The 23,265-nt window shown below is 71.4% G+C and carries 22 protein-coding genes and 1 pseudogene; 12 read left to right on the plus strand and 11 right to left on the minus strand.

The features are described from left to right. Nucleotides 1–119: 119 nt before the first annotated feature. Genes ACNF49_RS12850 through ACNF49_RS12860 form a run of 3 tightly spaced genes read left to right on the plus strand, consistent with a single transcriptional unit; the run spans nt 120 to nt 3,075 of the window. Nucleotides 120–1,370 carry an extracellular solute-binding protein gene (locus ACNF49_RS12850; protein WP_482943778.1) on the plus strand — a complete coding sequence of 417 codons (1,251 nt, stop codon included), beginning with the start codon at nt 120–122 and terminating at the stop codon, nt 1,368–1,370. Further along, entirely contained in the window at nt 1,367–2,257 is an 891-nt protein-coding gene (locus ACNF49_RS12855) for a carbohydrate ABC transporter permease (RefSeq protein WP_357972879.1), read from the plus strand. Before ACNF49_RS12850 ends, ACNF49_RS12855 begins: the two co-directional genes overlap by 4 nt. After that, entirely contained in the window at nt 2,254–3,075 is an 822-nt protein-coding gene (locus ACNF49_RS12860; protein ID WP_482943779.1) for a carbohydrate ABC transporter permease, read from the plus strand. The genes ACNF49_RS12855 and ACNF49_RS12860 overlap by 4 nt, the downstream gene beginning before the upstream one ends. Here the strand turns inward: ACNF49_RS12860 and ACNF49_RS12865 are convergent. Both ACNF49_RS12865 and ACNF49_RS12870 read right to left on the minus strand, forming a co-directional pair. After that, entirely contained in the window at nt 3,046–4,152 is a 1,107-nt protein-coding gene (locus tag ACNF49_RS12865; RefSeq protein ID WP_482943780.1) for a winged helix DNA-binding domain-containing protein, read from the minus strand. The two genes, ACNF49_RS12860 and ACNF49_RS12865, sit on opposite strands and share 30 nt — an antisense overlap. A gap of 50 nt (nt 4,153–4,202) precedes the next feature. Then, nucleotides 4,203–5,333, minus strand: coding sequence for an alpha-hydroxy-acid oxidizing protein (locus ACNF49_RS12870; RefSeq protein WP_482943781.1), 1,131 nt, complete (start codon nt 5,331–5,333; stop codon nt 4,203–4,205). Between the two features lie 82 nt (nt 5,334–5,415). On the opposite strand from ACNF49_RS12870, the gene ACNF49_RS12875 reads away from it, so the two are divergent. Continuing rightward, entirely contained in the window at nt 5,416–7,149 is a 1,734-nt protein-coding gene (locus ACNF49_RS12875) for a serine/threonine-protein kinase (protein WP_482943782.1), read from the plus strand. A 13-nt stretch (nt 7,150–7,162) separates the two neighbouring features. On the opposite strand, the gene ACNF49_RS12880 is transcribed toward ACNF49_RS12875, so the two are convergent. The 3 genes from ACNF49_RS12880 to ACNF49_RS12890 form a co-directional block, all read right to left on the minus strand. Further along, a complete protein-coding gene (locus ACNF49_RS12880) occupies nt 7,163–10,420 on the minus strand; it encodes a protein kinase domain-containing protein (RefSeq protein ID WP_482943783.1) in 3,258 nt (1,085 codons plus the stop codon). A 96-nt stretch (nt 10,421–10,516) separates the two neighbouring features. Further along, nucleotides 10,517–11,071 carry a GNAT family N-acetyltransferase gene (locus tag ACNF49_RS12885; protein ID WP_482943784.1) on the minus strand — a complete coding sequence of 185 codons (555 nt, stop codon included), beginning with the start codon at nt 11,069–11,071 and terminating at the stop codon, nt 10,517–10,519. A 12-nt stretch (nt 11,072–11,083) separates the two neighbouring features. Continuing rightward, nucleotides 11,084–11,593, minus strand: coding sequence for a shikimate kinase (locus ACNF49_RS12890; protein ID WP_498702357.1), 510 nt, complete (start codon nt 11,591–11,593; stop codon nt 11,084–11,086). A 38-nt stretch (nt 11,594–11,631) separates the two neighbouring features. Between ACNF49_RS12890 and ACNF49_RS12895 the strand changes: the two genes are divergently transcribed. Then, the gene (locus tag ACNF49_RS12895; RefSeq protein WP_352319513.1) at nt 11,632–11,913 is read left to right on the plus strand and encodes a hypothetical protein; all 282 of its coding nucleotides are present in this window, start codon (nt 11,632–11,634) and stop codon (nt 11,911–11,913) included. A gap of 13 nt (nt 11,914–11,926) precedes the next feature. Further along, nucleotides 11,927–12,310, plus strand: a complete 384-nt coding sequence (locus tag ACNF49_RS12900) for a ChaB family protein (protein WP_357972855.1) — start codon at nt 11,927–11,929, stop codon at nt 12,308–12,310. A 5-nt stretch (nt 12,311–12,315) separates the two neighbouring features. On the opposite strand, the gene ACNF49_RS12905 is transcribed toward ACNF49_RS12900, so the two are convergent. The 3 genes and pseudogenes from ACNF49_RS12905 to ACNF49_RS12915 all read right to left on the minus strand — a co-directional run bounded on the left by ACNF49_RS12905 (nt 12,316) and on the right by ACNF49_RS12915 (nt 14,649). After that, complete coding sequence (locus ACNF49_RS12905) at nt 12,316–14,001, minus strand: transketolase (protein WP_482945523.1); 1,686 nt, start codon at nt 13,999–14,001, stop codon at nt 12,316–12,318. Beyond that, nucleotides 13,983–14,219 (minus strand): annotated as a pseudogene (locus ACNF49_RS12910) (hypothetical protein); the annotation flags it as partial. The pseudogene ACNF49_RS12910 and the gene ACNF49_RS12905, both read right to left, overlap by 19 nt. A gap of 49 nt (nt 14,220–14,268) precedes the next feature. Further along, nucleotides 14,269–14,649 (minus strand): winged helix-turn-helix transcriptional regulator, encoded by a 381-nt coding sequence (locus tag ACNF49_RS12915; RefSeq protein WP_357972849.1) that lies wholly within the window; start codon nt 14,647–14,649, stop codon nt 14,269–14,271. 131 nt (nt 14,650–14,780) lie between these two features. Here ACNF49_RS12915 and ACNF49_RS12920 point away from each other — a divergent pair, with 131 nt between their 5' ends. From ACNF49_RS12920 to ACNF49_RS12930, 3 genes are all read left to right on the plus strand, one after another. Then, complete coding sequence (locus ACNF49_RS12920) at nt 14,781–15,188, plus strand: RidA family protein (protein WP_357996670.1); 408 nt, start codon at nt 14,781–14,783, stop codon at nt 15,186–15,188. A 74-nt stretch (nt 15,189–15,262) separates the two neighbouring features. Continuing rightward, nucleotides 15,263–16,975, plus strand: coding sequence for an RNA/DNA-binding domain-containing protein (locus tag ACNF49_RS12925; RefSeq protein ID WP_482945524.1), 1,713 nt, complete (start codon nt 15,263–15,265; stop codon nt 16,973–16,975). A 168-nt stretch (nt 16,976–17,143) separates the two neighbouring features. Next, complete coding sequence (locus ACNF49_RS12930; protein ID WP_357972843.1) at nt 17,144–17,659, plus strand: GNAT family N-acetyltransferase; 516 nt, start codon at nt 17,144–17,146, stop codon at nt 17,657–17,659. Nucleotides 17,660–18,000: 341 nt separating this feature from the next. Here ACNF49_RS12930 and ACNF49_RS12935 read toward each other — a convergent pair whose 3' ends face one another. Together ACNF49_RS12935 and ACNF49_RS12940 are read right to left on the minus strand one after the other, a co-directional pair. Further along, on the minus strand, nt 18,001–19,005 hold the full coding sequence (locus ACNF49_RS12935) for an SDR family oxidoreductase (RefSeq protein ID WP_498702358.1): 1,005 nt from the start codon (nt 19,003–19,005) through the stop codon (nt 18,001–18,003). 8 nt (nt 19,006–19,013) lie between these two features. Beyond that, a complete protein-coding gene (locus ACNF49_RS12940) occupies nt 19,014–19,280 on the minus strand; it encodes a hypothetical protein (protein WP_357972838.1) in 267 nt (88 codons plus the stop codon). Between the two features lie 54 nt (nt 19,281–19,334). Between ACNF49_RS12940 and ACNF49_RS12945 the strand changes: the two genes are divergently transcribed. The 3 genes from ACNF49_RS12945 to ACNF49_RS12955 are packed head-to-tail and all read left to right on the plus strand — an operon-like array spanning nt 19,335 to nt 21,369. Beyond that, nucleotides 19,335–20,342, plus strand: coding sequence for a DNA topoisomerase IB (locus ACNF49_RS12945; protein ID WP_357972835.1), 1,008 nt, complete (start codon nt 19,335–19,337; stop codon nt 20,340–20,342). 45 nt (nt 20,343–20,387) lie between these two features. After that, a complete protein-coding gene (locus ACNF49_RS12950; protein ID WP_357972832.1) occupies nt 20,388–20,636 on the plus strand; it encodes a BON domain-containing protein in 249 nt (82 codons plus the stop codon). Next, nucleotides 20,629–21,369: a metallophosphoesterase family protein gene (locus ACNF49_RS12955; RefSeq protein ID WP_357972829.1), complete on the plus strand. Its 741-nt coding sequence runs from the start codon at nt 20,629–20,631 to the stop codon at nt 21,367–21,369. Before ACNF49_RS12950 ends, ACNF49_RS12955 begins: the two co-directional genes overlap by 8 nt. 16 nt (nt 21,370–21,385) lie before the next feature. Here the strand turns inward: ACNF49_RS12955 and ACNF49_RS12960 are convergent, their stop codons facing one another. Then, nucleotides 21,386–23,167, minus strand: a complete 1,782-nt coding sequence (locus ACNF49_RS12960) for a PP2C family protein-serine/threonine phosphatase (RefSeq protein ID WP_357978667.1) — start codon at nt 23,165–23,167, stop codon at nt 21,386–21,388. Between the last annotated feature and the right edge of the window lie 98 nt (nt 23,168–23,265).

A 23,265-nucleotide genomic window follows, 5' to 3' on the forward strand; every position in this document is an offset into this window, starting at 1 on the left:
AGTCACCATATTCGATGAAATTTCGCGAAATGCAGCACCCTGTTGTGCACTGCACAACATCTCCTGACAAGTCTTCTCGACTCCTGGGCGAATTCCTAGTGTCTGCGCAGGAGGTAATAGTGAAGTTTCTTTACTTTGCCGCGGCCGGAACGGCCCTGCTCACGCTGGCCGCCTGCGCGCCCTCGACCGCTCCCGCCTCCGGCGGCGGCGACGAGCGGAGGGGGACGCTGCGCGTCTGGCTCTTCGACGAGCCCAACCGGGCCCCCAAGGACAAGGTCGTCAACGAGGCGATCAAGGAGTTCACCGCCGCGCACGCGGACGTCAAGGTCGAGGTCACCTACATCCCCACCACGCCCGCCCGGCACGAGAAGTTCAAGGGCGCCTTCAACGACCCGGCCAGCTCCCCGGACGTCGCCGAGTACGGCAACACCGACCTCGCCGAGTACGCCGCCGCCGGCGGATTCGCCGACCTCACCGCCGACCTGAAGGGCCTGGACCTGACCCCCGACCTGGTCAAGTCGGCCTCCGTCCAGGGCAAGCAGTACGGCCTGCCCTGGTTCATCGGCATCCGTGCCCTCTACTACCGCACCGACGTCTTCGACGAGCTCGGCCTGAAACCGCCCACGTCCATCGGCGCCCTGACCGAGACCGCCCGCACGATCCGCAAGAAGAAGCCCGACCTGTACGGCATAGCCGTCGGCGGCGAGTACACCTTCGGCGCCCTGCCCTTCGTCTGGGACGCCGGCGGCGACATCACCTCGCTCGACTCGCCGCAGTCGCGCAAGGGCGTCAAGGCGTACACGGACCTGCTGACCGACGACGTCTGCCCGCCGCAGGCATGCGTCTCGCTGACCGGCGGCAAGACGGTCGAGCTGTTCGCCGGCGGCAAGGCCGCGATGGGCATACTCGGCAACTTCAACCGCTCGGCCGTGGACGCCGGCGCGGCGGCCGGCAAGTACGCCGTCGTCCCGCTGCCCGGCGCGGCCGAGGGCTCGATCGCGCCCGCCTTCGCCGGCGGCAACAACCTGGGCGTGCTGAAGAACGCCGGTCACCGCACCCTGGCCGCGGACTTCGTCAAGCTCCTGGGCGGCAAGGCGTACCAGGCCAAGATGTACGACGCGATGGGCAACCTGCCGACGCTCACCTCGGCCCGCGACGAGCTGGCGGCCAAGGACCCGTTCGTCAAGCCGTTCCTGGACACGGTGGCCAAGGGCACCCGGTTCGTGCCGATCGACCCCGCCTGGGTGAAGATCGACAACGGCAAGGTCGTCCCCACGATGCTGCAGAAGGTCGCGACCGGTCAGTCCACCGTCGAGCAGGCCACCACCGAGGCGGCCGCGGCCGTCAAGACCGCCTTCGGCCGCTCGTGAGCCGAGGTACGACCGTCCGCCGCGGGCGCCCCTGGCTCTACCTGCTGCCCGCGGCGGCCGTGCTGGTCCCCATGTTCGGCTATCCCGTCTACATGCTGGGCCTGCTGTCGGTCTTCGACTACCGGCAGGCGCAGGTCAGCGGCGGGCAGCCGAGCACGTTCGTCGGGTTCGGCAACTACGCCGCGCTGCTCGGCGACCGGCGGTTCTGGGAGGTGCTGGCGCAGACCGTGGGGTTCGCGGCGGCGCTGGTCGTCGCGACGCTGGCGGTCGGCGCGGCCCTGGCCGTGCTGCTGACCAGGACCGGGCCGCTGCCGAGGACGGCCCTGTCGCTGGCGGCGCTCGGCGCGTGGGCGGCCCCCGCGATGACCGGCTCCACCGTGTGGATGTTCCTGTTCGACGCCGACCTCGGCCTGGTCAACCAGGTGCTCGGGATCGACGGGTTCAACTGGTTCTACGACCGGTGGGTCACCTTCGGCGTGGTCGGCGCGACGGTCGTGTGGCACTCGTTCCCGTTCGTGATGATCACCCTGTACGCGGGCATCCGGGCCGTCCCCGCCTCGGTGCTGGAGGCGGCCGCGCTCGACGGCGCCTCGGCCTGGCAGGGCTTCTGGCGGATCATCGTGCCGATGTTGCGGCCGCTGGTCACGATCGTGGTCATCCAGTCGGTCATCTGGGACTTCAAGCTCTTCACCCAGATCTACGTGATGACCAACGGCGGCGGCGTGGCCGGGCAGAACACCGTGCTCAACGTCTACGCCTACCAGATCGCCTTCGGCTCCTCCGAGTACGGACTCGGCTCGGCCGTCGCGGTCGTCATGACGCTGATCCTGCTCGTGATCACCCTGTTCTACATCCGGGCGCTGCGGCGCAGTGGGGAACGCCTGTGAACCGACGCCGTCTTCTGCCCAACGCGGTCGCGCTGGTGGTCGCCCTGCTCACCGCGTTCCCGCTCTACTGGATGGTCCTGTCGGCGCTCAAGCCCGCCGGGGAGATCCAGTCGCTGGAGGTCAGGCCCTGGACGTCCCATCCGACGCTGGACAACTTCGTCCGCGTGCTGACCGGGGAGAACTTCGCCCGCTACCTGCTCAACAGCGCGATCGTGGCGCTCGTCGTGGTCGTGTTGTCGGCCGGGGTCGCCTTCCTCGCGGCGGTGGCCGTGACCAGGTTCGCCTTCCGGTTCAGGACGACCGTGCTGATCATGTTCCTGGTCGCGCAGATGGTGCCGGTCGAGGCGCTGACGATCCCGCTGTTCTTCGTGGTCCGGGACCTGGGGCTGCTCAACACGCTGGCCTCGCTGGTGGTGGTGCAGCTCGCCTTCACGCTGCCGTTCGCGATCTGGATGTTGCGCGGGTTCGTCGCCGGGGTGCCGGAGGCGCTGGAGGAGGCGGCGATGATCGACGGGGCCGGACACGCGACCGTGCTGTGGCGCATCCTGTTCCCGCTGGTCGCGCCCGGCCTGGTGGCGACCAGCGTGTTCTCCTTCATCACCGCCTGGAACGACTTCGTCTTCGCGCGCACCTTCATCATCTCGGCCAAGGACAACCAGACCCTGCCCGCCGCGCTGCTCGTCTTCTTCAAGCCCAACGAGAACGACTGGGGCGGGATCATGGCGGCCTCGACGCTGATGACGATCCCCGTGCTGATCTTCTTCGTGGCGGTGCAGCGGCGGCTCGTGTCAGGGCTTGGAGGGGCGGTCAAGGACTGAGACGTCGTGCTCGTCGTCGGGGGCGAGGAACTCCAGCAGCAGCCGCGCCTCCCGCTCGACCTCGTCCAGCTCGGCGATCGGCGTCCACTGGTGCACGTTCAGCGTGGAGACGCCCTTGGCCCTGGTCACCGTCCAGTCGCCGGCGGTGACGCCGTCCACCAGGATGATCCGGGGGATCACGTTCGTGCCCATGAACGACCCCTGCATGACGGCCGCGCCGCGCTCGCTGATCACCCGCGAGCGGTCGGCGTGCGACAGGAACAGGTTGTCGAAGTCGTACATCAGCCGCACCGGGGCCGGGACGTCCGCCGCCGGCCGGACGGCCTCCGGCAGGTCGTACAGCGTGCGGCCGGCGGCGTCCCTGAAGCGGACCAGGTCCATGGACTCGACGACCTCGCCCAGCCTGGTCAGGCCCGACCACGTCTGCGCGTCCTGCACCGAGGCCGGGCCGAAGGCGGCCAGGTAGCGCCGGACCAGCTCGGCGGGCGTCATCGGCGGCACCTCCGCCGGGCCCAGCCACGACTCGGCGGTGGTGTGCGCGACCGGCCCGCTCCTGCCCCACAGCCCGCGCGGCGGCACCTGGACCAGCGGCAGCAGCCAGCGCACGCCCTGGCCGAGCGCGTGCTGGTCGTGCTCCGGCCACCGCTCGCCCAGCGCCCGGCCGAGGTCGGCGAAGGTCATCGCCCGCTCCTCCAGCAGCGCCCGGCCGGTCGCGGCCAGCTCGTCCAGGTCGACGCCGGCCAGCCGCCGGCCGAACGTCGTACGCGTCATGCGCTCGGTGACGACCTGCAACAGCGGCCGCATGGCCAGGCAGTCGCGGGCGGTGACCAGGTGGATGGTGGAGCGCTGCAGCGCGATCCGCACCAGCTCGCGGCCGGCCAGCAGGCCGGAGGCGTCCTCGGGCTTGAGCCCCTCGATGCGGTTCCACAGGCCGACGTACCAGGTGTGGGGGGTCTGCGCCTGGAGGCCGCCGAGCCGCTCGACGACCTCCTGCACGCTCCCGCTGCCGCGGCGCAGCAGCAGTTGCCGGTCGAGCGTGGCCCGGTTGAGTGCGCGCTGGGAGATGAGGGGATCCATGGGGACAAAGGTAGGGGCAATCGCGGTCATTTCCGGACCTCGATGTGCCATCAGGCGAGCGCGTCGGGGCCCAGCTCGTCCGGGGAGGAGTAGCCGGACAGGGCGAGCGTGATGTCCAGCTCGCCCAGCAGGCAGCGCAGCACGTGCTCGACGCCCGCCTGGCCGCCCAGCGCCAGCCCGTACAGCACGGGACGGCCGGCCAGCACGGCCCGCGCGCCCAGCGCGAGCGCCTTGACCACGTCGGCCCCGGTACGCACGCCAGAGTCGAACAGCACCGTCAGCCGGTCGCCGACCGCCTCGGCGATGCCGGGCAGCGCGTCGAGCGCGGCCAGGGCGCCGTCGACCTGGCGGCCGCCGTGGTTGGACACCACGATCCCGTCGACGCCGTGCTCGGCGGCCAGGCGCGCGTCCTCGGTGCTCATGATGCCCTTGAGCACGATCGGGCCGTCCCAGTGGTCGCGCAGGAACGGCAGGTCGTCCCAGCTCAGGCCCGGGTTGGGGAACATGCCCGCCCAGTGGGCGACCGGGTTCTCGACCCCGGCGAAGTTGGGGTCGCTCAGGTAGTTGGCGATGCCCGTGCCGGCCAGGAACGGCAGGTAGCCGCGGTCGAGGTCGGCCGGACGCCAGCCGAGCAGCGTCGTGTCCAGCGTGACCACCAGCACCGAGTGGCCGGTCGCCCTGGCCCGGCGCAGGAAGCTCAGGCACACGTCCCGGTCGGTCGGGTAGTAGAGCTGGTACCAGCGCGGCGCGTCCCCGCCCGCCGCCGCCACCTGCTCGAAGTCGTGGGCGGCGGCCGTCGAGTGCACGTACGGGACGCCGACCGCGGCCGCGGCCCGCACGGTGGCGAGCTCGCCCTCCTCGTGGGCCAGCGTCTGCACCCCCATGGGCGCCACCAGCACCGGCGCCGCCATCGGGGTGCCCAGCACCTCGCACGACAGGTCACGCTGCCGCGCGACGCCGCGCAGAATCCTCGGCACGATCCGGCGCCGCTCGAACGCCTCCAGGTTGGCCCGCGCGGTCGAGCCGCTGCCCGCGCTCGGCACGATGTAGCCCAGCGCCTCGGGCGAGAGCACCCGCCTGGCCGCGCCCTCCAGGGCCGAGAGGTCGGTGGTCAGCTCCGGCGTACGGCCTTCGAGCATGCCCGTCAGGTAGATGCCGAGCTGGTGATCGCCTGCGTTCATGGCGCCCATCCAACCAGCCCGTCCATCCCCACCGCGACCACCCTGATGACGGCGACCACGGCCCGGCCCTACGCTGCTTCCCATGCACAATCGCGTGATCGACAACCGCTTCGAGCTGACCGAGAGGCTCGGCGGCGGTGGCATGGGCCTGGTGTGGCGCGCCTGGGACACCGCCCTCCACCGCGAGGTCGCGCTGAAGGAGGTCCGGCCGCCCGATCCCTCGTTCGAGGAGCACGACCCCGAGGCCGCCCGCGCGCTGCGGGCCAGGGTGCTGCGCGAGGCCCGCGCGCTGGCCCGGCTGAACCATCCGCACGTCGCCACCATCCACCACATCGTCGACCCGGGCGGCGACGGCTACCCGTGGATCGTCATGGAGCTGGTCACCGGCGGCTCGCTCCAGGACCGCCTCGCGCGCGGGCCCATGACGCCCTGGGAGACCGCCCGCCTGGGCCGGGAGGTGCTCTCCGCGCTGCGCGCCGCGCACGCCGTCGGCATCCAGCACCGCGACGTCAAGCCCGCCAACGTGCTGCTGCGCGAGGACGGCCGCTCGGTGCTCACCGACTTCGGCATCGCCGCCGTGCGCGAGTCGACCAGCCTGACGGCGACCGGGTCGTTCATCGGCTCGCCCGAGTACATGGCGCCCGAGCGCATCAACGGGCACGAGGGCGACCCCGCCTCCGACCTGTGGTCGCTCGGCATGTTGTTGTACGTGGCCGTCGAGGGCCGCCACCCGCTGCGCCGGAGCACCACGCTGGCGACGCTGGCCGCCGTGCTCAACCAGGAGGTGCCGCCGCCGGAGCGGGCCGGGCCGCTCGGTCCCGTGCTCGGCGCGCTGCTGCGCCGCGACCCGGCCGGCCGTCCCGACGCCGAGACCCTCGACCGCATGCTCGCCGCCGCCGCCGACCCCGGCTCGGCCCCGCCCGCCTACCTGCCGCCCGCCCCGGCCCCGGCCCCGCTCCACCCCGGTCACCCGTCCGCACCCTCGGGACCGCTCCACCCCGGTCACCCGTCCGCACCGTCGGGTCCGCTCCATCAGGCGGGTCCGCTCCACCATGGCCCGCCGCAGGGGGCCACTGTGCCGCCCGGGGCCCGGCAGGGGGCCACCGTGCCGCCCGGGGCACCGCACCCCTGGGGGCCGCAGCCGTCGTTCTCGCAGCCCGGCACCGTGGCGTCGCGCCGCGCCCGCCGTTCGCCGGTCGCCGCCGTGACGGCCTCCGTGGGCGCGCTGGCGGTGACCGGCGTGCTGGTCTACACGCTGCTCCCGGGCGTGCGCGGGGCCGAGGAACCGACCCAGCCGAACACGCCGCAGATCACCCCGGTGGAGACCACCGACGCCCAGGAGCCGGAGGCGAGCAAGGAGCCGGAGCCGCAGCCGGAGAACCTGCTCACCCCCGACGGCATCCGCGCCGCGATCAAGGCGCTCAAGCCGGTCATGGGCGGCACCAAGGTCGTCCGGATGGTCGTCTACCCGACGTACATCTCCGCCGAGGCCCCGCTCAAGGGCGACCCGGCCGTCTACGACCGCTACGCCTACCGCGACGGCAAGGCCACCCGCGAGGGCACCGGCTCCACCGTCCGCACCCCGCCCGTCGACCTGGCCAAGTACAACTGGGACGCCCTGCCCGGCCTGCTCAAGAAGGCCGAGAGCGTCCTCGGCGTGCGCAAGCCCACCACGCGCTACCTCATCGTCGATCCCAACTTCGTCTTCACCAGCACCAAGCAGGTGCTGCTCGTCTACCTCGGCGACGCCTACCGCACCGGCTACCTGGTGGCCGACCCCCAGGGCAGGGTGCTCAAGACCTACCCCGCCTCCTGACCGGCCGCCCGCCTCAGCAGCCGCCCTGGTAGCCGCTCTCCGGGATCAGCCGGCTCCACTCGTCCTGGCTGAGCGGCCCGCCCGCGCGGGCGCACACCTCCTGCGCCGTCAGCGCCGGGTCCACCGGGCTCTCGCGGACGCTGCCGTCCGCCGCCACGCCGCGCAGCCTGCGGCCGTCCTGGCTGAAGGCCAGGCCCTCGGCCCCCGACCCGACCTGGCCGACCTCGCGCAGCGTGCCGGCGTCCCACAGGGAGGTGCGTTCGGCGTCGATCGCGAGCAGGTCGCCGCCGGGGGAGAAGCGCAGGTCGTGCACGGGGGCCGTGCCGGTCTCGATCGAGCCGGCCCGCTCGCGCTCGCCCACGTCCCACAGCTCGACGCGTCCGCCGCCGAGCCCGAGGGCCAGCGTGCGGCCGTCGGGGGAGAAGGCGAGCGCGGTGGGCCGGGCGGCGGCCGGGGCGAGCGGGGTGATCTCGCCGGTGCGCAGGTCGAGCAGGTTCGTGCCGGAGGCGAGCGTCGACCCGTCGGGGCTGAAGGCCATCGCCAGGTCGCCCGCACCCTCGTAGGCCCTGATCCGGCGGCCGGCGCGCACGTCCCAGGTCTCCAGCCGCCGGCCGCGCGCGGTGGCCAGCGTGTCGCCGCCGGGGGACAGGGCCACGGCCGGCACGTCGCCGCCCGCGTCGATGACGGTGACCCTCCTGCCGCCCGACGCCTCCCAGACGGTGACCGGGTCGCCCGCCACGGCCAGCAGCCTGCCCGCCGCGTCGAAGGCGACGTCGCCGGTGGCGGCGATCTCGGCCAGCGGCTTGCGCGCCACCACGTCGGTGAGCCGGATGGCGTTCCCGACGTCTCTGGCCGCCACCCGGCCGTCGCTCGACAGCGCGGCCGTGTGGACGCCGGGGGAGGGGGCCGGGAGCCCGGAGACGTCGAGCGAGACGACCGAGCCCAGGCCGCTCAGGTAGCGCAGGGTGCGGCCGTCGGCGGAGAAGGCCAGGTCGCCGTGCTGGTCGCCGCGGAAGCGGTAGGCGCCGGCCAGCCGCCGGTCGGCCACGCTCCACAGGCGCACCTCGTCTCGGCCGGGGAGGGCGAGCAGGCTGCCGTCGGGGCTGAACACGGGCGTGCCGGCGGAGCCGTCCGCCGGCATCTCCCCGTCGCCCGCCTCCGCCGCGAACGCGGCGGTGGTCGTCGCGGTGGCTTCCCGCGGCGGCTCGGCGCCGGGCGTGAGGAGGGTCACGCCGTCGCGGCCCGCGACGGCCAGGGTGCGGCCGTCGGGGCTGAACGACAGGGGCGGAGCCGACCGGTCCGGCCCGGTCTGCGGCCGGACGGTGAACTCCCGCTCCTTGGCCCGGCCCGGCAGCGACCAGAGCTCGACCCGCCCGTCCAGGTCGGAGACCGCGGCCCGGCTCCCGTCGCGCGACACCGCCACCCGGTGGTCGAGCACGTCGAGCAGCACCTCGGCGCCCCGGTAGACCCTGGTGCGGTTGCCGCTGGTGATCGTGTACGTCCCGGTCGCGGGGGCCCGGCCGGTGGCCACCTCGACGGGCTGCCCGCCGGTGCCCTCGGCGTACCGGCCGTCGTCGCTCAGCGCGGCGCTGCCCTCGGGAAGCGCGTGCGCGGCCAGCTGCCGGCCGCTGCGGACGTCCCAGACGGTCAGCGTGCGGTCGCGCCACCTGACCAGCTCGTCGCCGCGCAGCAGGTAGCCGGCCCGCTCGTCGGCCGCGGGGTCGGTGAACACGCCCAGCTCCGGCTGCGACAGCGACGCCTGCAACGCCACCCGTGCCTCGAACACCGGCGACATCCGCCAGGCCGCCACGCTCAGCCGCATCGCCGTACGCGGGTCGGAGGAGCGCAGCGCCTCGGCGCGGGCGGCCACGGCCCGCGCGTTGGCCTCAAGGAGGTGTCCGCGCAGCTCCCGTTCGCCGTTGAGCGAGACGGCCGACATCGACACCGCGACGGCCAGGGCGGCGGCCAGGGTCGCCAGCGAGGGCCGCAGCAGCCGCCTGCGCTGCTTGGACATGGCCACGCTCGCGCCGATGAAGTCGCGTTCGAGCTGGTTGAGCCGCAGGTGGCGGCGCTTGGCCGCGGCCCAGCCGAGCGCCGTGTCGAGCCGGTCGCCCCGGTAGAGGTACGTGCGCCCGCGCCGGTGGCGCGACCATCGGTCGGCCGCCAGGCGCAGCTCCCGGTGGACGGCCAGGCCGTCGCGCTCGTCGGCCACCCAGCCGCGCAGACGCGGCCAGGCCCGGTAGAGCGCGGCGCTGGCCGGCGCCACCCGGTCGTCGCGCACGGCCACGAGCTTGCCGACCGGGGTCTCGGTGGGCGGCACCCGCACGCTCCGGCGTACGAGCAGCCCGGCGTCCATCAGCGGGGCCAGCACGCCGCCCTCGTCGTGGGGGTCGTCGCCGTCCATCAGGCGCAGCAGCAGGCCCGGCACCGCCTCCTGCTGGCGCGGCGTGAGCCCGGCGTAGACGCGCTCGGCCAGCTCGCCGAGCGACCTGTGCCCGGCCACGCCCGCCGGCGGGCGCAACGCGCCCGCCGGCGGGCGCAACGCGGCGGGGTCGGCCTCGACCAGCAGCTCGTCCGCCGCGGGGCGGGCGGCGGGGTCTTTGGCCAGTGCCCGCCCGACCAGCTCGCGCAGCCCGTCGGGCAGGGCGCTCAGGTCGGGATCGACGGTCAGCAGCCGGTGCAGCACCGCGCCGAGACTCCGCCCGGAGAACGGGTCGCCGCCCGTGGCCGCGTAGAGCACCACGGCCCCCCAGGAGAAGACGTCCGTCGCCGTCTCGTGGCCGCTGCCGGTCAGGATCTCGGGGGCCAGGTACGTGCACGTCGCCCCCAGCGACCCGCCGACCGCCACCCCCATGTCGATCACCTTGGGGCCGCCCGCCGCCAGCAGCACGCTCTCCGGCCGCAGGTCGCGGTGCGTCAGCCCGGCCGCGTGCAGCGCGCGGAGCGCCCCGGCCAGCGCGCCCGCCAGGGCCGCCAGCTCCTCGCCCCGGTACGGCCCGTGCCGCTCGACCGCCTGCCGCAGGTCGGGCCCGTCGACGAACTCGCTCACCACGTACGGGATGCCGTGATCGGCCCCGGAGGCGACCACCTCCGCCAGGTGCGGGCAGCTCACCCGCGCGACCGGCTCGACCTCGACCCGGGGCACCTTCACCGCGTAGCGGCGGCCCTCGTCGTCGTAGGCGTCGTAGACCACCCCGCGCGCGCCCGCGCCGAGCCGGGCGGCCAGCCAGAAGCCGCCCAGCCTCTCGGGGTCACCAGGCACCAAGCGCATCGTCACTGATGCTTAGATGCGCCGGACCGGCCGTTGGTTGTGAGGGAACGACCACAGGTCCCCCGCGCGCCTCGGGGGACCCATGCGTCATGATCATTATGCCAGGCTTCTGGATCTTGACTGCCACTCCGGCCGCAGCACCGACATCGTCACGGAGTCGTGCCACTCGCCCTCCCACAGCAGGGTGTCGCGCTGCACGCCCTCCTCCACGAACCCGATCTTCTTGTAGACGTGCCGCGCCCGCTCGTTGAAGGTGAAGACGCCGAGGCCGATGCGGTGCAGCGGCGTGGTGGCGAAGGCGTGGCCGAGAACCAGCTCGATCGCCTCGGTGCCGTAGCCCTTGCCGAAGACCCGGGCGCCGATCAGCGCGATCCGCAGGTTGCACGACAGGTTGTGCCGGTCGAGCTCGTTGAGGACGACCTCGCCGACGTACTCGTCGCCGGCCATGATGGCCAGGTCGAGCCGGTCGGCGTGCTCGCCCCGCGTGCCGTACCACTGGCGGGCCACCCCGTGGTCGACCTCGCCGTGCGAGCCCGTCAGCCGCTGCACCTCCGGATCGCTGATCAACGCGATCAGGCCCTCGACGTGCTCGGGGCCGACCGGGAGCAACCTGACGCGCTCACCCGTCAGAGTGGGTTTCTCGGCGAACATCCCCTCTGGGTATCAGTCCTGCTCATCGGCGGGCAAACCCATTTTCCGCAGAGCCGCGTCGCGCACGTCCTCGGGGGTCAGCACGCCGACGTCACACGTCAGGTCCGCCACCTGCTGGAAGTAGCGCTCGCGCCGGGCCCGCATCTCCGCGGGCCGGAACTCGGGGCGGTGCGCGCCCGAGCTCATGCGCCGGGCCAGGACGGCGTCGGCGGCGTCCACCCAGACCACGAACGCCTCGCGCAACGCCTCGCGCACCCGGGGGTCCTCCACGGTGCTGGCCGCCGCCGCGATCACCTTCGGCTCGCCCGCCAGCGCCGCCAGCACGTGCTCGGCCTCGTACCGGTGCAGCGCGCCGGCCCCTTCGCGGACGGCGATCTGCGCCGCCGTGCCGCCGTGCTCCTTCTCCAGGAACGGGTCGCTGTCCGTGAACGGCATTCCCAGCGCTGTGGCGAGGAGGCGGCCCGCGGTCGTCTTACCCGATCCCATCAGCCCGATCACCACGACTGGTTTGTTTTTCGACATGTGGATAGAGGTTCCTTCGTGTCAAGGAGGTAAATCTGATGACCATCGCCGGAAGCATCATCCTCATCATGCTCGGTGCGATCCTCACCTGGGCCGTCGAGTTCGACCTCGCCGGCCTCGACATCAACGTCGTGGGCGTCATCCTCATGCTCGGCGGCCTGGCGGGGCTGCTGTTCGGCATCTACCGGATCAGCGTCACCCGCAGGGCGGTCGGCCCGATCGACGAGCCGGTGCACCGGCACGAGATCTACGAGGAGCCGGAGACCCGCAGGACCACGGTGTACGAGGAGCGCCGCCACTACGACGAGCCGCCGCTGTAGGAGGTGAATCGACATGCCAGCCGTTGACGAGCTGCCGTCGACCATCAAGCGTTCGCCGAAGAAGGCACAGAACACGTGGATCAAGGCGCACGACTCCGCCGTGAAGGAGTACGGAGAGGGACGGCGCGCGCACATGACCGCGTTCGCCGCGCTCAAGCACTCCTTCGAGAAGGTCGGAGACCACTGGGAGCCCAAGGGGCAGAAGGGACCGTCCGACAAGGGCGCGACCGACCGCTCCGGCAGGACCGAGGAGGGCGTGGACGCCAACGCCAGCAAGGAGCACTTGCAGGGCGTGGCGTCCAGGCTCGGGGTGCGCGGCCGATCCAGGATGACCAAGAAGGAACTGGTGGACGCCATCAAGAAGGCCAACAGGAAGGCCACGGCGAAGGCCCGCTAGTTCCTTCACAACAACCGCTTGACCGCCTCGGCAATCGCGTGGCGGTCTATGCGGGCGTCCGCGAGCTGTTCCTCAGGCGTCGCCGACCCGGGCAACCCGGTCACGGCGAGCTTCACCACCCGCGGGCCGAGCTCGCTGACGGCGTCCAGCACGGCGTCGCCGAGACCGCCCTCCAGCCGGTGATCCTCGACCGTGATCAGGTTGCCCGTCGTCGTGGCGGCCTCCACCAGCACCGCCGCGTCCACCGGCTTGACCGAGTACAGATCGATCACGCCGACCGGGATGCCGGCCGCCGTCAGCTCGTCGGCCGCCGCCAGCGCCTCGTGCACCGTGATCCCGGCCGCCACGATCGTGGCCCGGTCGTCGGGCGAGCTCCGCAGCACCCGCGAGCCGCCCACCGGGAAACGTTCGCCGGGCGGATAGATGACCGGCGTCTCGCCGCGGGTGGTGCGCAGGTAGGACACCCCTGACACGTCCGCCATCTCGACGGTCAGCGCCGCCGCCTGGTTGGCGTCGCACGGGTACAGCACCGTGCTGCCGTACACCGCCCGCATCATGGCCAGGTCCTCCAGGCCCATCTGCGAGGGGCCGTCCTCGCCGATCGAGACGCCGGCGTGCGAGCCGACCAGCCGGATCGACGCCTGGCTCACGCCGGCCATCCTGACGAAGTCGTACGCCCTGGTCAGGAACGCCGCGAAGGTGGCCGCGTACGGGGTCCAGCCGCGCACCGACAGGCCGACGGCCGCCGCCACGAGCTGCTGCTCGGCGATGTACATCTCGAAGAAGCGCTCGGGGAACGCCTGGCCGAACTCCTCGGTCTTGGTCGAGTCGGCCACCTCGCCGTCCAGCGCCACCACGTCGCCGCGGGCCGCGCCGAGCGCCGCCAGCGCCGCGCCGAACGCCGCCCTGGTCGCCGCCTTCGCGCCGACCTCGAACTCGGGCACCGTCGCCGGTCGCGGGTCGAAGTGGTACGGCGCGGCCTCACCCTCCGGCCTGTGCACGTCCACGTGGACGCTGCGCGGCCCGCCCAGCTCGTCGATGGCCTTGTCGGGATCCTTGAGCGCCTTGCCGTGCGCGCCCTCCCGGTTCTCGACCTCGACGACCCCCTCGCCCTTGCGGGTCTTGGCCAGGATCACGGTGGGACGCCGGCGGGTGTTGCAGGCGTCCCCCAGCGCGAAGTCGATCTGGCCGGGGTCGTGGCCGTCGATCTCGATCGTGTGCCAGCCGAAGGCGCCGAACCGGCGCGCGTACGCCCCGGTGTCCCATCCGTGCCGGGTCGGGCCGCGCTGCCCCAGCCGGTTCACGTCCACGATCACGACCAGGTTGGCCAGCCCTTCGGCCCCGGCGTGCTCGGCCGCCTCCCAGATGGACCCCTCGGCCAGCTCGCTGTCACCGCACAGCACCCACACCCGGTACGGCAGCCGTTCCAGCCGTCCCGCCATGGCCACGCCCACGCCCACCGGCAGCCCCTGACCGAGGGAGCCGGTCGCGACGTCCACCCAGGGCAGCCGGGGGGTGGGGTGCCCCTCCAGGCGGCTTCCCCGGCGCCGGAACGACAGCAGCTCCTCGTCGTCGATGACCTTCGCCGCCTTGTAGAGCGAGTAGAGAAGGGGGAGGCGTGGCCCTTGGAGAAGATCAGGTGGTCGTTGCCGGGGTTGTCGGGGCGGTCGAAGTCGTACCTGAGGTGGCAGGCGAACAGCACGGCCATCAGGTCCGCCGCCGACATCGACGAGGTGGGGTGCCCGGAACCGGCCGCCGCGGCGGCGCGTACGGAGTCGACGCGCAGCTGCGCGGCCAGTTCGGTCAAGTACTGGAGATCGCGTTCAGGCATCAAGACCCTCCTCGTGAGTTTCACGCCGCCTACCCCCTGCGCGGCGCTTAACTCGGGCCTGACGTCACCTGACCCCATTTGTCGGTAGTTGAAACCTCCCTCGCCCGGGCGGTCCCGGCGTGGGGCCTCATGCGTCGAAGCGGCGGCGGGCGGCCTCGATGTCGCCGAGGTGGGCTTGCGTCCACGCGCACATCGCGTCGACCGTCGCGCGCAGGGCCCGCCCCGGCTCGGTGAGGGTGTACTCCACCCGCGGCGGCACGGTCGGATACACCTTCCGCTCGACCAGCCCGTTGCGCTCCAGCATGCGCAGGTTCTGGGTGAGCATCTTGTGGCTGATGCCCTCGACCTGGCCGCGCAGCTCGCCGAACCGCAGAGTGCCCTCGCCGATGGCCTCGATGATCAGGAACGCCCACTTGTTGGCGACGTCCGTGAAGATCTCCCGCGCCAGGGAGTCGGCCCGCCTCAGGTCCGCCTCGCCGTCCGAGCCCTTGAACTGCTTGCTCACCATGAGGTTCCCCAGTCACTGAAAAGTGCGTTCTTCCACGTCAGCGGACACTCTCCTACAGTTCCTCAGTAACCACAAGAGAGTTTTGGGTGGCCGTGCGCGTCCCGGCCGCCCCTATGAGGAGGCGTACCACCATGCCCGTCACCCTGCTGAACCCCGAGGGGCTGCCCGAGATCGACGTCTACCACCAGACGGCGGTCGCGTCGGGGACGAGGCTGGTCTTCGTCGCCGGCCAGGTCTCCTGGGACGCCGAGGGGACCACCGTCGGCGCGGGCGACCTCGCCGCACAGGTCGAACAGTGCTACCTCAACGTCGCCACCGCCGTCGCGGGGGCCGGCGGCTCCTTCGACGACGTGGCGAAACTGACCGTCCACGTCGTGGACTGGACCCCCGACAAGATGACCGCCCTTCTGGACGGGATCTCCCGGGCGAAGGCCAAGCTGGGCACGACGGCGACCCCGCCGGCGACCCTGCTGGGCGTCGCTGCCCTGTCCGTCCCGGACCACCTGGTCGAGGTCGAAGCCACCGCGATCCTCGCGTAAGGGACGCGGGACGTACTGAGGGCAACTGAGAAACGTCGTTGAGAACCCACTTCTCAGTTATCGTCAGTGAAGTGATGCATGACGAGGTGGACGCGGCGCTCGCCGTGGTGGGGGAGGGCGTCAAGGCGGACTCCCTGGAGTCGGAGACGCTTGACTTCAAGCTGGTGGCCGAGTCGCTGAAGGCCACGTTCAATCTCATCTCCGACGCCCTCGTCTGCTTCGTCAACGCCCACGGCGGCACCCTCGTCCTGGGGGTCGACGACAAGGCGACCGACCGTGTCCACGCACTTCGCGGTGTGCCCGAGAGCTACACGGTGGAGGGCATCCGGAAGGGGATCTTCGACCGGACGAGCCCGCCGATCACCGCCTTCGTGGAAGAGCGGGTCGTCGAAGGCGCGCGGCTGATTCTGGTCACGGTCCCGCAGGGGGCGATGCCGCACAGCAACGCCGCGGGCCTCGCCACCCGTCGCCTCGGCAAGGAGTGCCTGCCGTTCCCTCCGCACCAGCAGCGCGAGGTCTTGATCGCTCGCGGCCAGGTCGACTGGTCGGCCGACGCCTCCAGCCTCAGCATCGGCCAACTGAGCGCGGTGGAGTTCGAGAGGCTCCGGCGACTGCTGATCGCCAGCGGCCGCGATCATCTGGCCGAGCTGGCGGACCGTGCTCTCCTGGAGTCGCTCCGCCTGATCGCCCCCAACGGAAGCGTCACGAATGCGGCAGTGCTGCTGCTGGCAGATGAAGAGCTGATTCCGCGAGTAATCCCAAGTTATGGCTACTCCTACCAGTTCCGCCCCACCTCGGGCAGCGAAGCCACGGGGCGGACGAGAGGGACCAGGCCGTTGATCGCGGCGATCCAGGCCATGACCGACGCCATGGAGAGCCGTAGAGAGGTGTGGCCGCTCAATCTGGCAGGTGGCGTGCAGCTCCAGCTCACCGACTACCCCAGCGAAGCCGCACGAGAGCTGGTCATCAACGCCTTCATCCATCGGTCGTACGAGACCGGTGGAACCGTCGACATCGAGCACTCTCCCGAGCGAATGATCATCACGAGCCCGGGTGGCCTGGTGTCGGGAGTGACCCCCGCCAACATCCTCACCCATCCGTCCACTCCCAGGAACCGGCTGCTCACGGAGACCGTGTCCGTCCTGCAACTCGCCGAGCGGACAGGACAAGGGGTGGACCGCGCCTACCGCGAGATGCTCAGAATCGGCAAGGAGCCACCGCTCTTCGAGGACCACGGAACGTTGGTCCGCGCGACCCTCGCGGGCGGCATCGGGAACGCGGCCTTCGTGCGGTTCATCAGTGATCTGCCACTGAGGGCGAGCAGGGACATCAACATCCTGCTCTCCTTGACGCACCTGCGGCACAGCAGAAGCATCGACGCGTTCGAGCTCGCTGAGATCATTCAGCGGGCGCCCGTCGAAGCGCAGGAAGTGCTGCGCATGATGCTTGACGACTACAGCCTGATCGCGCCCACCAAGCGAAGCGCCTCCAAGCAGTTCCCCACCTATCGGCTGCGAGCAGAGGTGCTCGCAGCCATGTCCCGCTCAGTTTCGTATCGGCATGTCGACGTGGACGACATGGATCGAAAGGTGATCGAGCACGTCCGGGAGTACGGCTTCGTCACCAACCAGACGATACGCCGCCTCTTCGATCTGCATGTCTACGCGGCCCGGGACCTGCTCAACAGTCTGCGGGAGCGCGAGATCATCTCCAAGGTCGGTGACGCGCGAGGGGGAGCGGGCGTGAAGTACGGGCCGGGGCCCAGATTTCCGAAGTCCAAATCCTGAAGCCGGGTAAGCGGACGGGCCTGCATCCGGATGTCGTCGATGCCTCACTTTCTGCGAATGCGTTCTCGTGTACTCGTTGAAGGGGCGCGGTGGCTGACCGTGGGGTGAGGGATCGACCCTTCAGTCCCGGCCGAGTCGGCAACGGCAGCCGGCACTAGTGTTCAGGTCATGCCTGACGTGATCACTGTCCACCCCGCGCAACCCGGTGACGGGGACGTCCTCGGCGAGATCCACGCCCTGTCCTGGGGTGTCTCGCACGGCCCGCTGTGCGCGCCGAAGGTCGCCGCGGCCGGGATCGAGGAGCGGCGCGGCAAGTGGCACCGGATCCTGGCCGAGGGCGGGGACCCGATCCTGCTGGCGAGCCTGAACGAGCGACCCGGGGCCTTCGCCCGGTTCGGGGCATCCACCTCCCGTCCCGGCTCCGCGGAGATCTATACCTTCTTCGCCCACCCGGACGTCTGGGGCAGCGGCATCGCCGGCGTTCTGCTGACGGCCGTCCTGGACGCGGCACACGACGCCGGGTACGACGACGTGCACCTGTGGACCCTCCGGGACTCCGCCCAGGCGCGCCGCTTCTACGCCAAGAACGGCTTCACCGAGACCGGCAGGACCCACGACCACGAGTTCGACGAGGGGCCCGCGCTGGCTCTGATCGAGCTGGAGCGAGCCTTGCCGGGGCGCTGAGCCGAACCGCCTTGATCCCCGGGGCCTTTTGGAGCCGAGTGCTGCGACTCTGAAGATCGCAGTGTTTGGCGGACGCTCCCGTCCAGTCGCTGCTGATCTTTTGGGACGGCTGGTTGAGGAATGAGCAGGTCCGCTGCCAGGTCAGGCGGTAGGGGCATGGCCGGTACGTCGGTAGAGGACACTTCGCTGCGCGCCTGGTCCGGGGTGGGCTCCCGCGGCTCACCCGGTAACCGGGTGCCGGGCGCGTGACCATGGCGAGCAGCGAGCGTCCGGGTGGGCTCTCGCGGCCCACCCGGTTACCAGGTGTCGGGTGGGGGCCGGAGAAAAGGCCCGTTACCCGGTCAGCGGGTGAGCCGGCGGGCCATCGTGACCGCCGCGGCCACGCCTCCCGCCGCCAGCATCACCGCGCGCCGGTGCTGGGACAGCCACACCTGGGGGCTGTGACCGTGTGAGCGCTGGTCGAACGTGCCGTGCGCCCCGTAGTCCTTGTCCTCGTCGGCCGGCTCCCAGAGGTTCGACACCCCGCTCGGCTGCTTCTCGTCCGTCTGCTGGGACTGGACGCCGGTCCTGGCCAGGTACCGGTCGACCAGGGCGGGGGCGACCCGCTGGGCCATGAGGGTGGCCGCGGTGCTGGCGCCCACCCAGTATTCCTTGCGTCCGGGGTGCTCGGCGGCGTACACGATGGCGCGCGCCGCGACCTCCGGCTGGTAGATCGGGGGTACGGGCTGGGGGTGCCGCCGCAGCTTGGACAGGACCCACTCGAACTGAGGGGTGTTGACCGCCGGCAGCTGGACCAGCGTGACGTCGATGCCGCTCCGGTCGGCCAGGAGCTCGGTGCGCAGCGACTCGGTGAAGCCCTTGATGGCGTGCTTGGCCCCGCAGTACGCCGACTGGAGGGGGATGCCGCGATGGCTCAGCGCCGAGCCGACCTGGACGATGGTCCCGGCGTTGCGGGGGCCCATGAGGTCGAGGGCGACCTTGGTGCCCCACACGTAGCCGAGGTACGTCACCGAAGTGGTACGAGCGTACTCATCTGGCGAAATATCGGTGAACTTGGCGAAGACTGAGGAAAAGGCGGTGTTGATCCAGGTCGAGATCGGTCCCATCTCCGCCTCGACGCGCTCCGCCGCCGCCTTCACCTGCTCGTAGTCGGCCACGTCCGCCTCGTAGACCTTCGCGTCCCCGCCCGCGGTTCCCACGTCCACGGCGGCCGCGCCGAGGCCCGCCGTGCCGCGGGCGATCAGGGCCACGCGCGCGCCGCGAGCGCCCAGCTCGCGCACCACCGCCCGGCCGACCCCGCCGCTCGCGCCCGTCACCACTACCACGCGTCCTCGAAGGGATGCCATGTCGGTTGTCAGCCTGCCTCTCCAGTGTCTCGTTCCTTCTGCCGCCGGATCGCCATCGCGATGTCGATGATCGTGATGATGAACAACACGATCGCGATCCCTGCCATCACCGGCGCGCCCGCAATGAGCCCCAGCACCGTGAACGCGAAGAGGAACACCAGAATGAACGACCCCACCCTGATGTGCACCACGTCGCGCGGTGTGGCGGGCACCATGGGGTGGCCCTTCCGGTCACCCTCTTCGTGCCATCTACCGTCATCCGTGTTCTCAGGCATGCCGCTCACCTGCCCGTCCTGTTTGTTGCCTAACGTGCTGGGTAGCCGCCCTGCGTGCCCGAGCTACATCCCAGTGACCAGAGTGAGCCGGGGATCGTCAGGCGCCGTCGCGGGCGCGGGTTCAGCTACGAAGGACCGGACGGGCGGCCGGTGCGCGACAGGGCGACGCTGGAGCGCATCAGGTCGCTCGTCATCCCCCCGGCGTGGAAGGACGTGTGGATCTGTCCTTCCCCGTACGGCCACCTCCAGGCTGTCGGCGTGGACGCGGCCGGACGCAGGCAGTACCGCTACCACGACCTGTGGCGCGAGCAGCAGGACAAGGCGAAGTTCGACCACGTGCTGGAGGTGGCCGAGCGCCTGCCCGCGTTCCGCAAGGCCGTGGACGACCGCCTCAAGGGCCGCGGCCTGACCAGGGACCGGGTGCTGGCCGCCGCCGCCCGCCTGCTGGACGTCGGCTTCTTCAGGATCGGCGGCGAGAGCTACGACACCTACGGCCTGGCCACCCTGCGCATGGACCACGTGACCTGCAGCAACGGCGTCGTGACCTGCGCCTACCAGGCCAAGGGGGACATCTCCCGCGAGGTCGTGGTGGCCGATCCCGGCGCCTGCACGGTGCTGCGTTCGCTCAAGGCGCTCGGCGCGGAGGGCGAGTTGCTCCGCTACCGCCGCCCGGAAGGCGGCTGGGGCGACGTCAGGAGCGAGGACATCAACGACTACCTGCGCGAACTGGTCGGCTGCGAGGTCACCGCCAAGGACTTCCGCACCTGGCACGCGACCGTCCTGGCCGCCGTGGGACTGGCGGTCTCCAAGCACGCCCGTGGGAACGGCACCGCCAGGAAGCGGGCGGTCACCCGGGTGATGCGGGAGGTGGCCGAGTATCTGGGCAACACGCCGACCGTGGCGCGGGCGTCGTACGTGGACCCGCGGGTGGTGGAGGCGTACGACCAGGACAGGACGATCGCCGCGGCCCTCACCGAACTCGGAGCGGACGCCGATTACGGGCAGCTCGCCACCCACGGGACGGTGGAACGGGCCGTTATAGACCTTATTCGCGCCGTTTGAGCCGTTAATCCCCGGGCATGCGGCGACAATAGAAGGAGGCAAGTGATGGAAGCTCCGCAGTACGTCGCGGCCCGCGTCCAACAGGCGCTGGCCGAGGACGGACGCACGCACGAGCTGGGCATCCGGGTCGACGTCCGCGGCGACCAGTTGTTCCTGCGTGGCCAGGTGAGCGGAGCCGAGCAGCGCGACAGGCTCGGCCAGGTGGCGCGGGAGATCGCGCCCCAGCTGCACCTGCACAACGAGATACGCGTGGTCGACGTCTCGGCGCCGGGGGAGGATGAGCATCTTGACTGACCTGCGAATCGCGGCGGTGGGCGACATCCACCTGGGCGAGGACGTCAGAGGCCAGTACCGGCGCAGGCTTGAGGGCATCGAGGAACGTGCCGACGTGTTCATGGTCGCGGGAGACCTCACCCGGCACGGCACGCTGGAGGAGGGCCGGGTCGTGGCCGACGAGCTGCGCGGCCTGCCCATCCCCACCGTGGCGGTGCTGGGCAACCACGACTACCATTCCGACCTGCAGTACGAGATCGCCGCCGAGCTGCGCGACGCCGGCGTCATCGTGCTCGACGACGACGGCGCGGTGATCCAGTGCGGTGACCGGAAGCTGGGCGTGGTCGGCGGCAAGGGGTTCGGCGGCGGGTTCGCCGGCAAGAGCGCCAGCGAGTTCGGCGAGCGCGAGATCAAGAACTTCATCTCCCACACGCGCTACATCGCCGAGGCGTGGAAGGTCGCGCTGAAGGAGCTCGTGGCCGACCAGCGCGTGGTGCTGTCCCACTACTCCCCGATCAAGGAGACGCTGGAGGGCGAGCCGCTGGAGATCTACCCCTTCCTCGGCAGCTACCTGCTGGCCGAGGCGGTGGACACGGCGGGCGCCGACCTCATCCTGCACGGGCACGCCCACAAGGGCACGGAGAAGGGCACGACCTCGGGCGGCATCCGGGTGCGCAACGTCGCCCTGCCCGTCCTCGGCAGGGCGTACGGCGTCTACTGCCTGGAAGAGCCGGGCAACGACTACGACGACTGACCCCCGCAGGAGGGCGTCACAACACGCGTGCGGCGATGACGCACACGTCGTCGGTGGAGTCGTCGGCGCCGAGCCGGCGCAGCAGGCAGTCGATCATCTGCTCGGGATCGTCCCCCACGCACGCGTGCGAGGCCCGCAGGAGCGCGGCGATGCCGGTGTCCAGGTCCTGACCGCGCCGCTCCACGACGCCGTCGGTGTACATGAGCAGGGTGTCGCCGGGTTCGAGCTGGGTGACGGTCATGTCGTACTCGGCCGCGTCGAACGCCCCCAGCAGCGTGCCGGTGACCCCCTCGACGGCCTGCCCGCGCCCGTCCCTGATCAGGACGGGCGCGGGGTGCCCGGCGTTGGTCCAGGCGAACGTGCGCCGCTCGGGGTCGAAGTGGCCGATGATCGCGGTGCCGGTGACGGTGACGTCCTCGTTGGAGTGCACGATGAGGTCGTTCAGCCAGGTGGCGAGCTGACCGGCGGGAGCGCCGGTGTACGCCAGGCCGGCCAGCCCCGAGCGCATCTGCAGCATGATGCTCGCCGCGGTCAGGCCGTGGCCCATGGCGTCGCCGATGGCCAGCAGCACGCGGCCGTCGGTGATCAGCCGGGCCTTGAACCAGTCGCCGCCGAGCCTGGCCAGGTCCTCGCTGGGCAGGTACCGCACGCCGACGGTGAGCCCCGGCAGCTGGATGAGGCCCCGGCGGATCGGCAGGATCGTGTTCTGGAGCTGGACGGTGATCCGGTGCTCCTGCTCGGCCCGTTCCTTCTCCTGGGTCGCCTGCTCGTGCGCCACGGCCAGCGCGCGTTCCCTGCGGCGGTTCTTGGTGACGTCCTGGACCAGGCAGCGGACCTTGACCGGCACGCCGTCCCCGTCGAGGATCGGCTCGCTGTAGACGCACAGGTGGCGTACGCCGTGCCGGTGCTGGATGCGGAACTCGTTCTCCACGGACTCGCGGAACTCCAGCAGCGTGCGGATCTGCTCGTCCATGACCGGGAGGTCCTCGGCGACCACCACGCCGGGCAGCTCCTCCAGGGGCATCGGGCCGTCGGCGCGGGCACGGCCGAACATCTCGTACATCTGCGGTGTCCACAGGGTGCGCTCGGTCGCCAGGTTCCACTCGCCCCAGCCCAGCTCGGCCAGGCGCTGGGCGCGTTCCCAGCCCGAGACCAGCAGCTCCTCGTCGTCGAGGATGCGCCAGCTCACCAGCAGGCCCTCGTCCACGCGCGCGGCGCGCACGGCCAGGGTCGCCGGCCACAGCCGGTAGTCCATGGCCTCGACGAACTCCAGCGGCATGTGGTGCAGGGACTCGCCCGACTCGTACACGGCGATGTAGTCGTCCAGCAGGCCCGAACTGGCCACGCCGGGGCTGACCGCGAGCAGGCGGCGCCCGGCCAGGTCGTCGGCCGTGCGTCCGGCGGGGGTCCTGGCGTGCTTGTTCGCGGCCAGGACGAGGAAGTCCACGACACGGCCCGCGTCGTCGTGGACGGGGGTGAGGAAGAGGGCCGAGGCGTGCACGCCGGCCAGCATCCCGCGTACCCACTCGGGCACCTCGGGCCGTTCGAGCACCTGCTCGGACGGCCGTTCGATGCCCTTGGCGACCTCGATCAGCTCCAGACCGCTGTGCTGGGCCATCCTGGCGAGTTGCTCGGCGGCCTCGCCTGGGCGGATGTTGAGCCGGGTGGCCAGGCGGGCCGTGGCCTCGTCGAGGATGGCCTGGGTACGCAGGTGGCGGCGTACGTGAACAAGTTGCTCACGGACCCGTGCCGAAGCCGCGTTCATCTCGTAGCGGCTGAACGGCGGAAATCTGCTCACTCGCTCCCCATGCCCGATCAATCGGGATTGAGGGCCGGTGGTGCTGATATTTCGGCAAAACTAGGTGGTCCGCTGGGCCGTTCTCGAGGTTCGGCCCA

The organism is Actinomadura sp. ATCC 39365 (assembly GCF_054392275.1).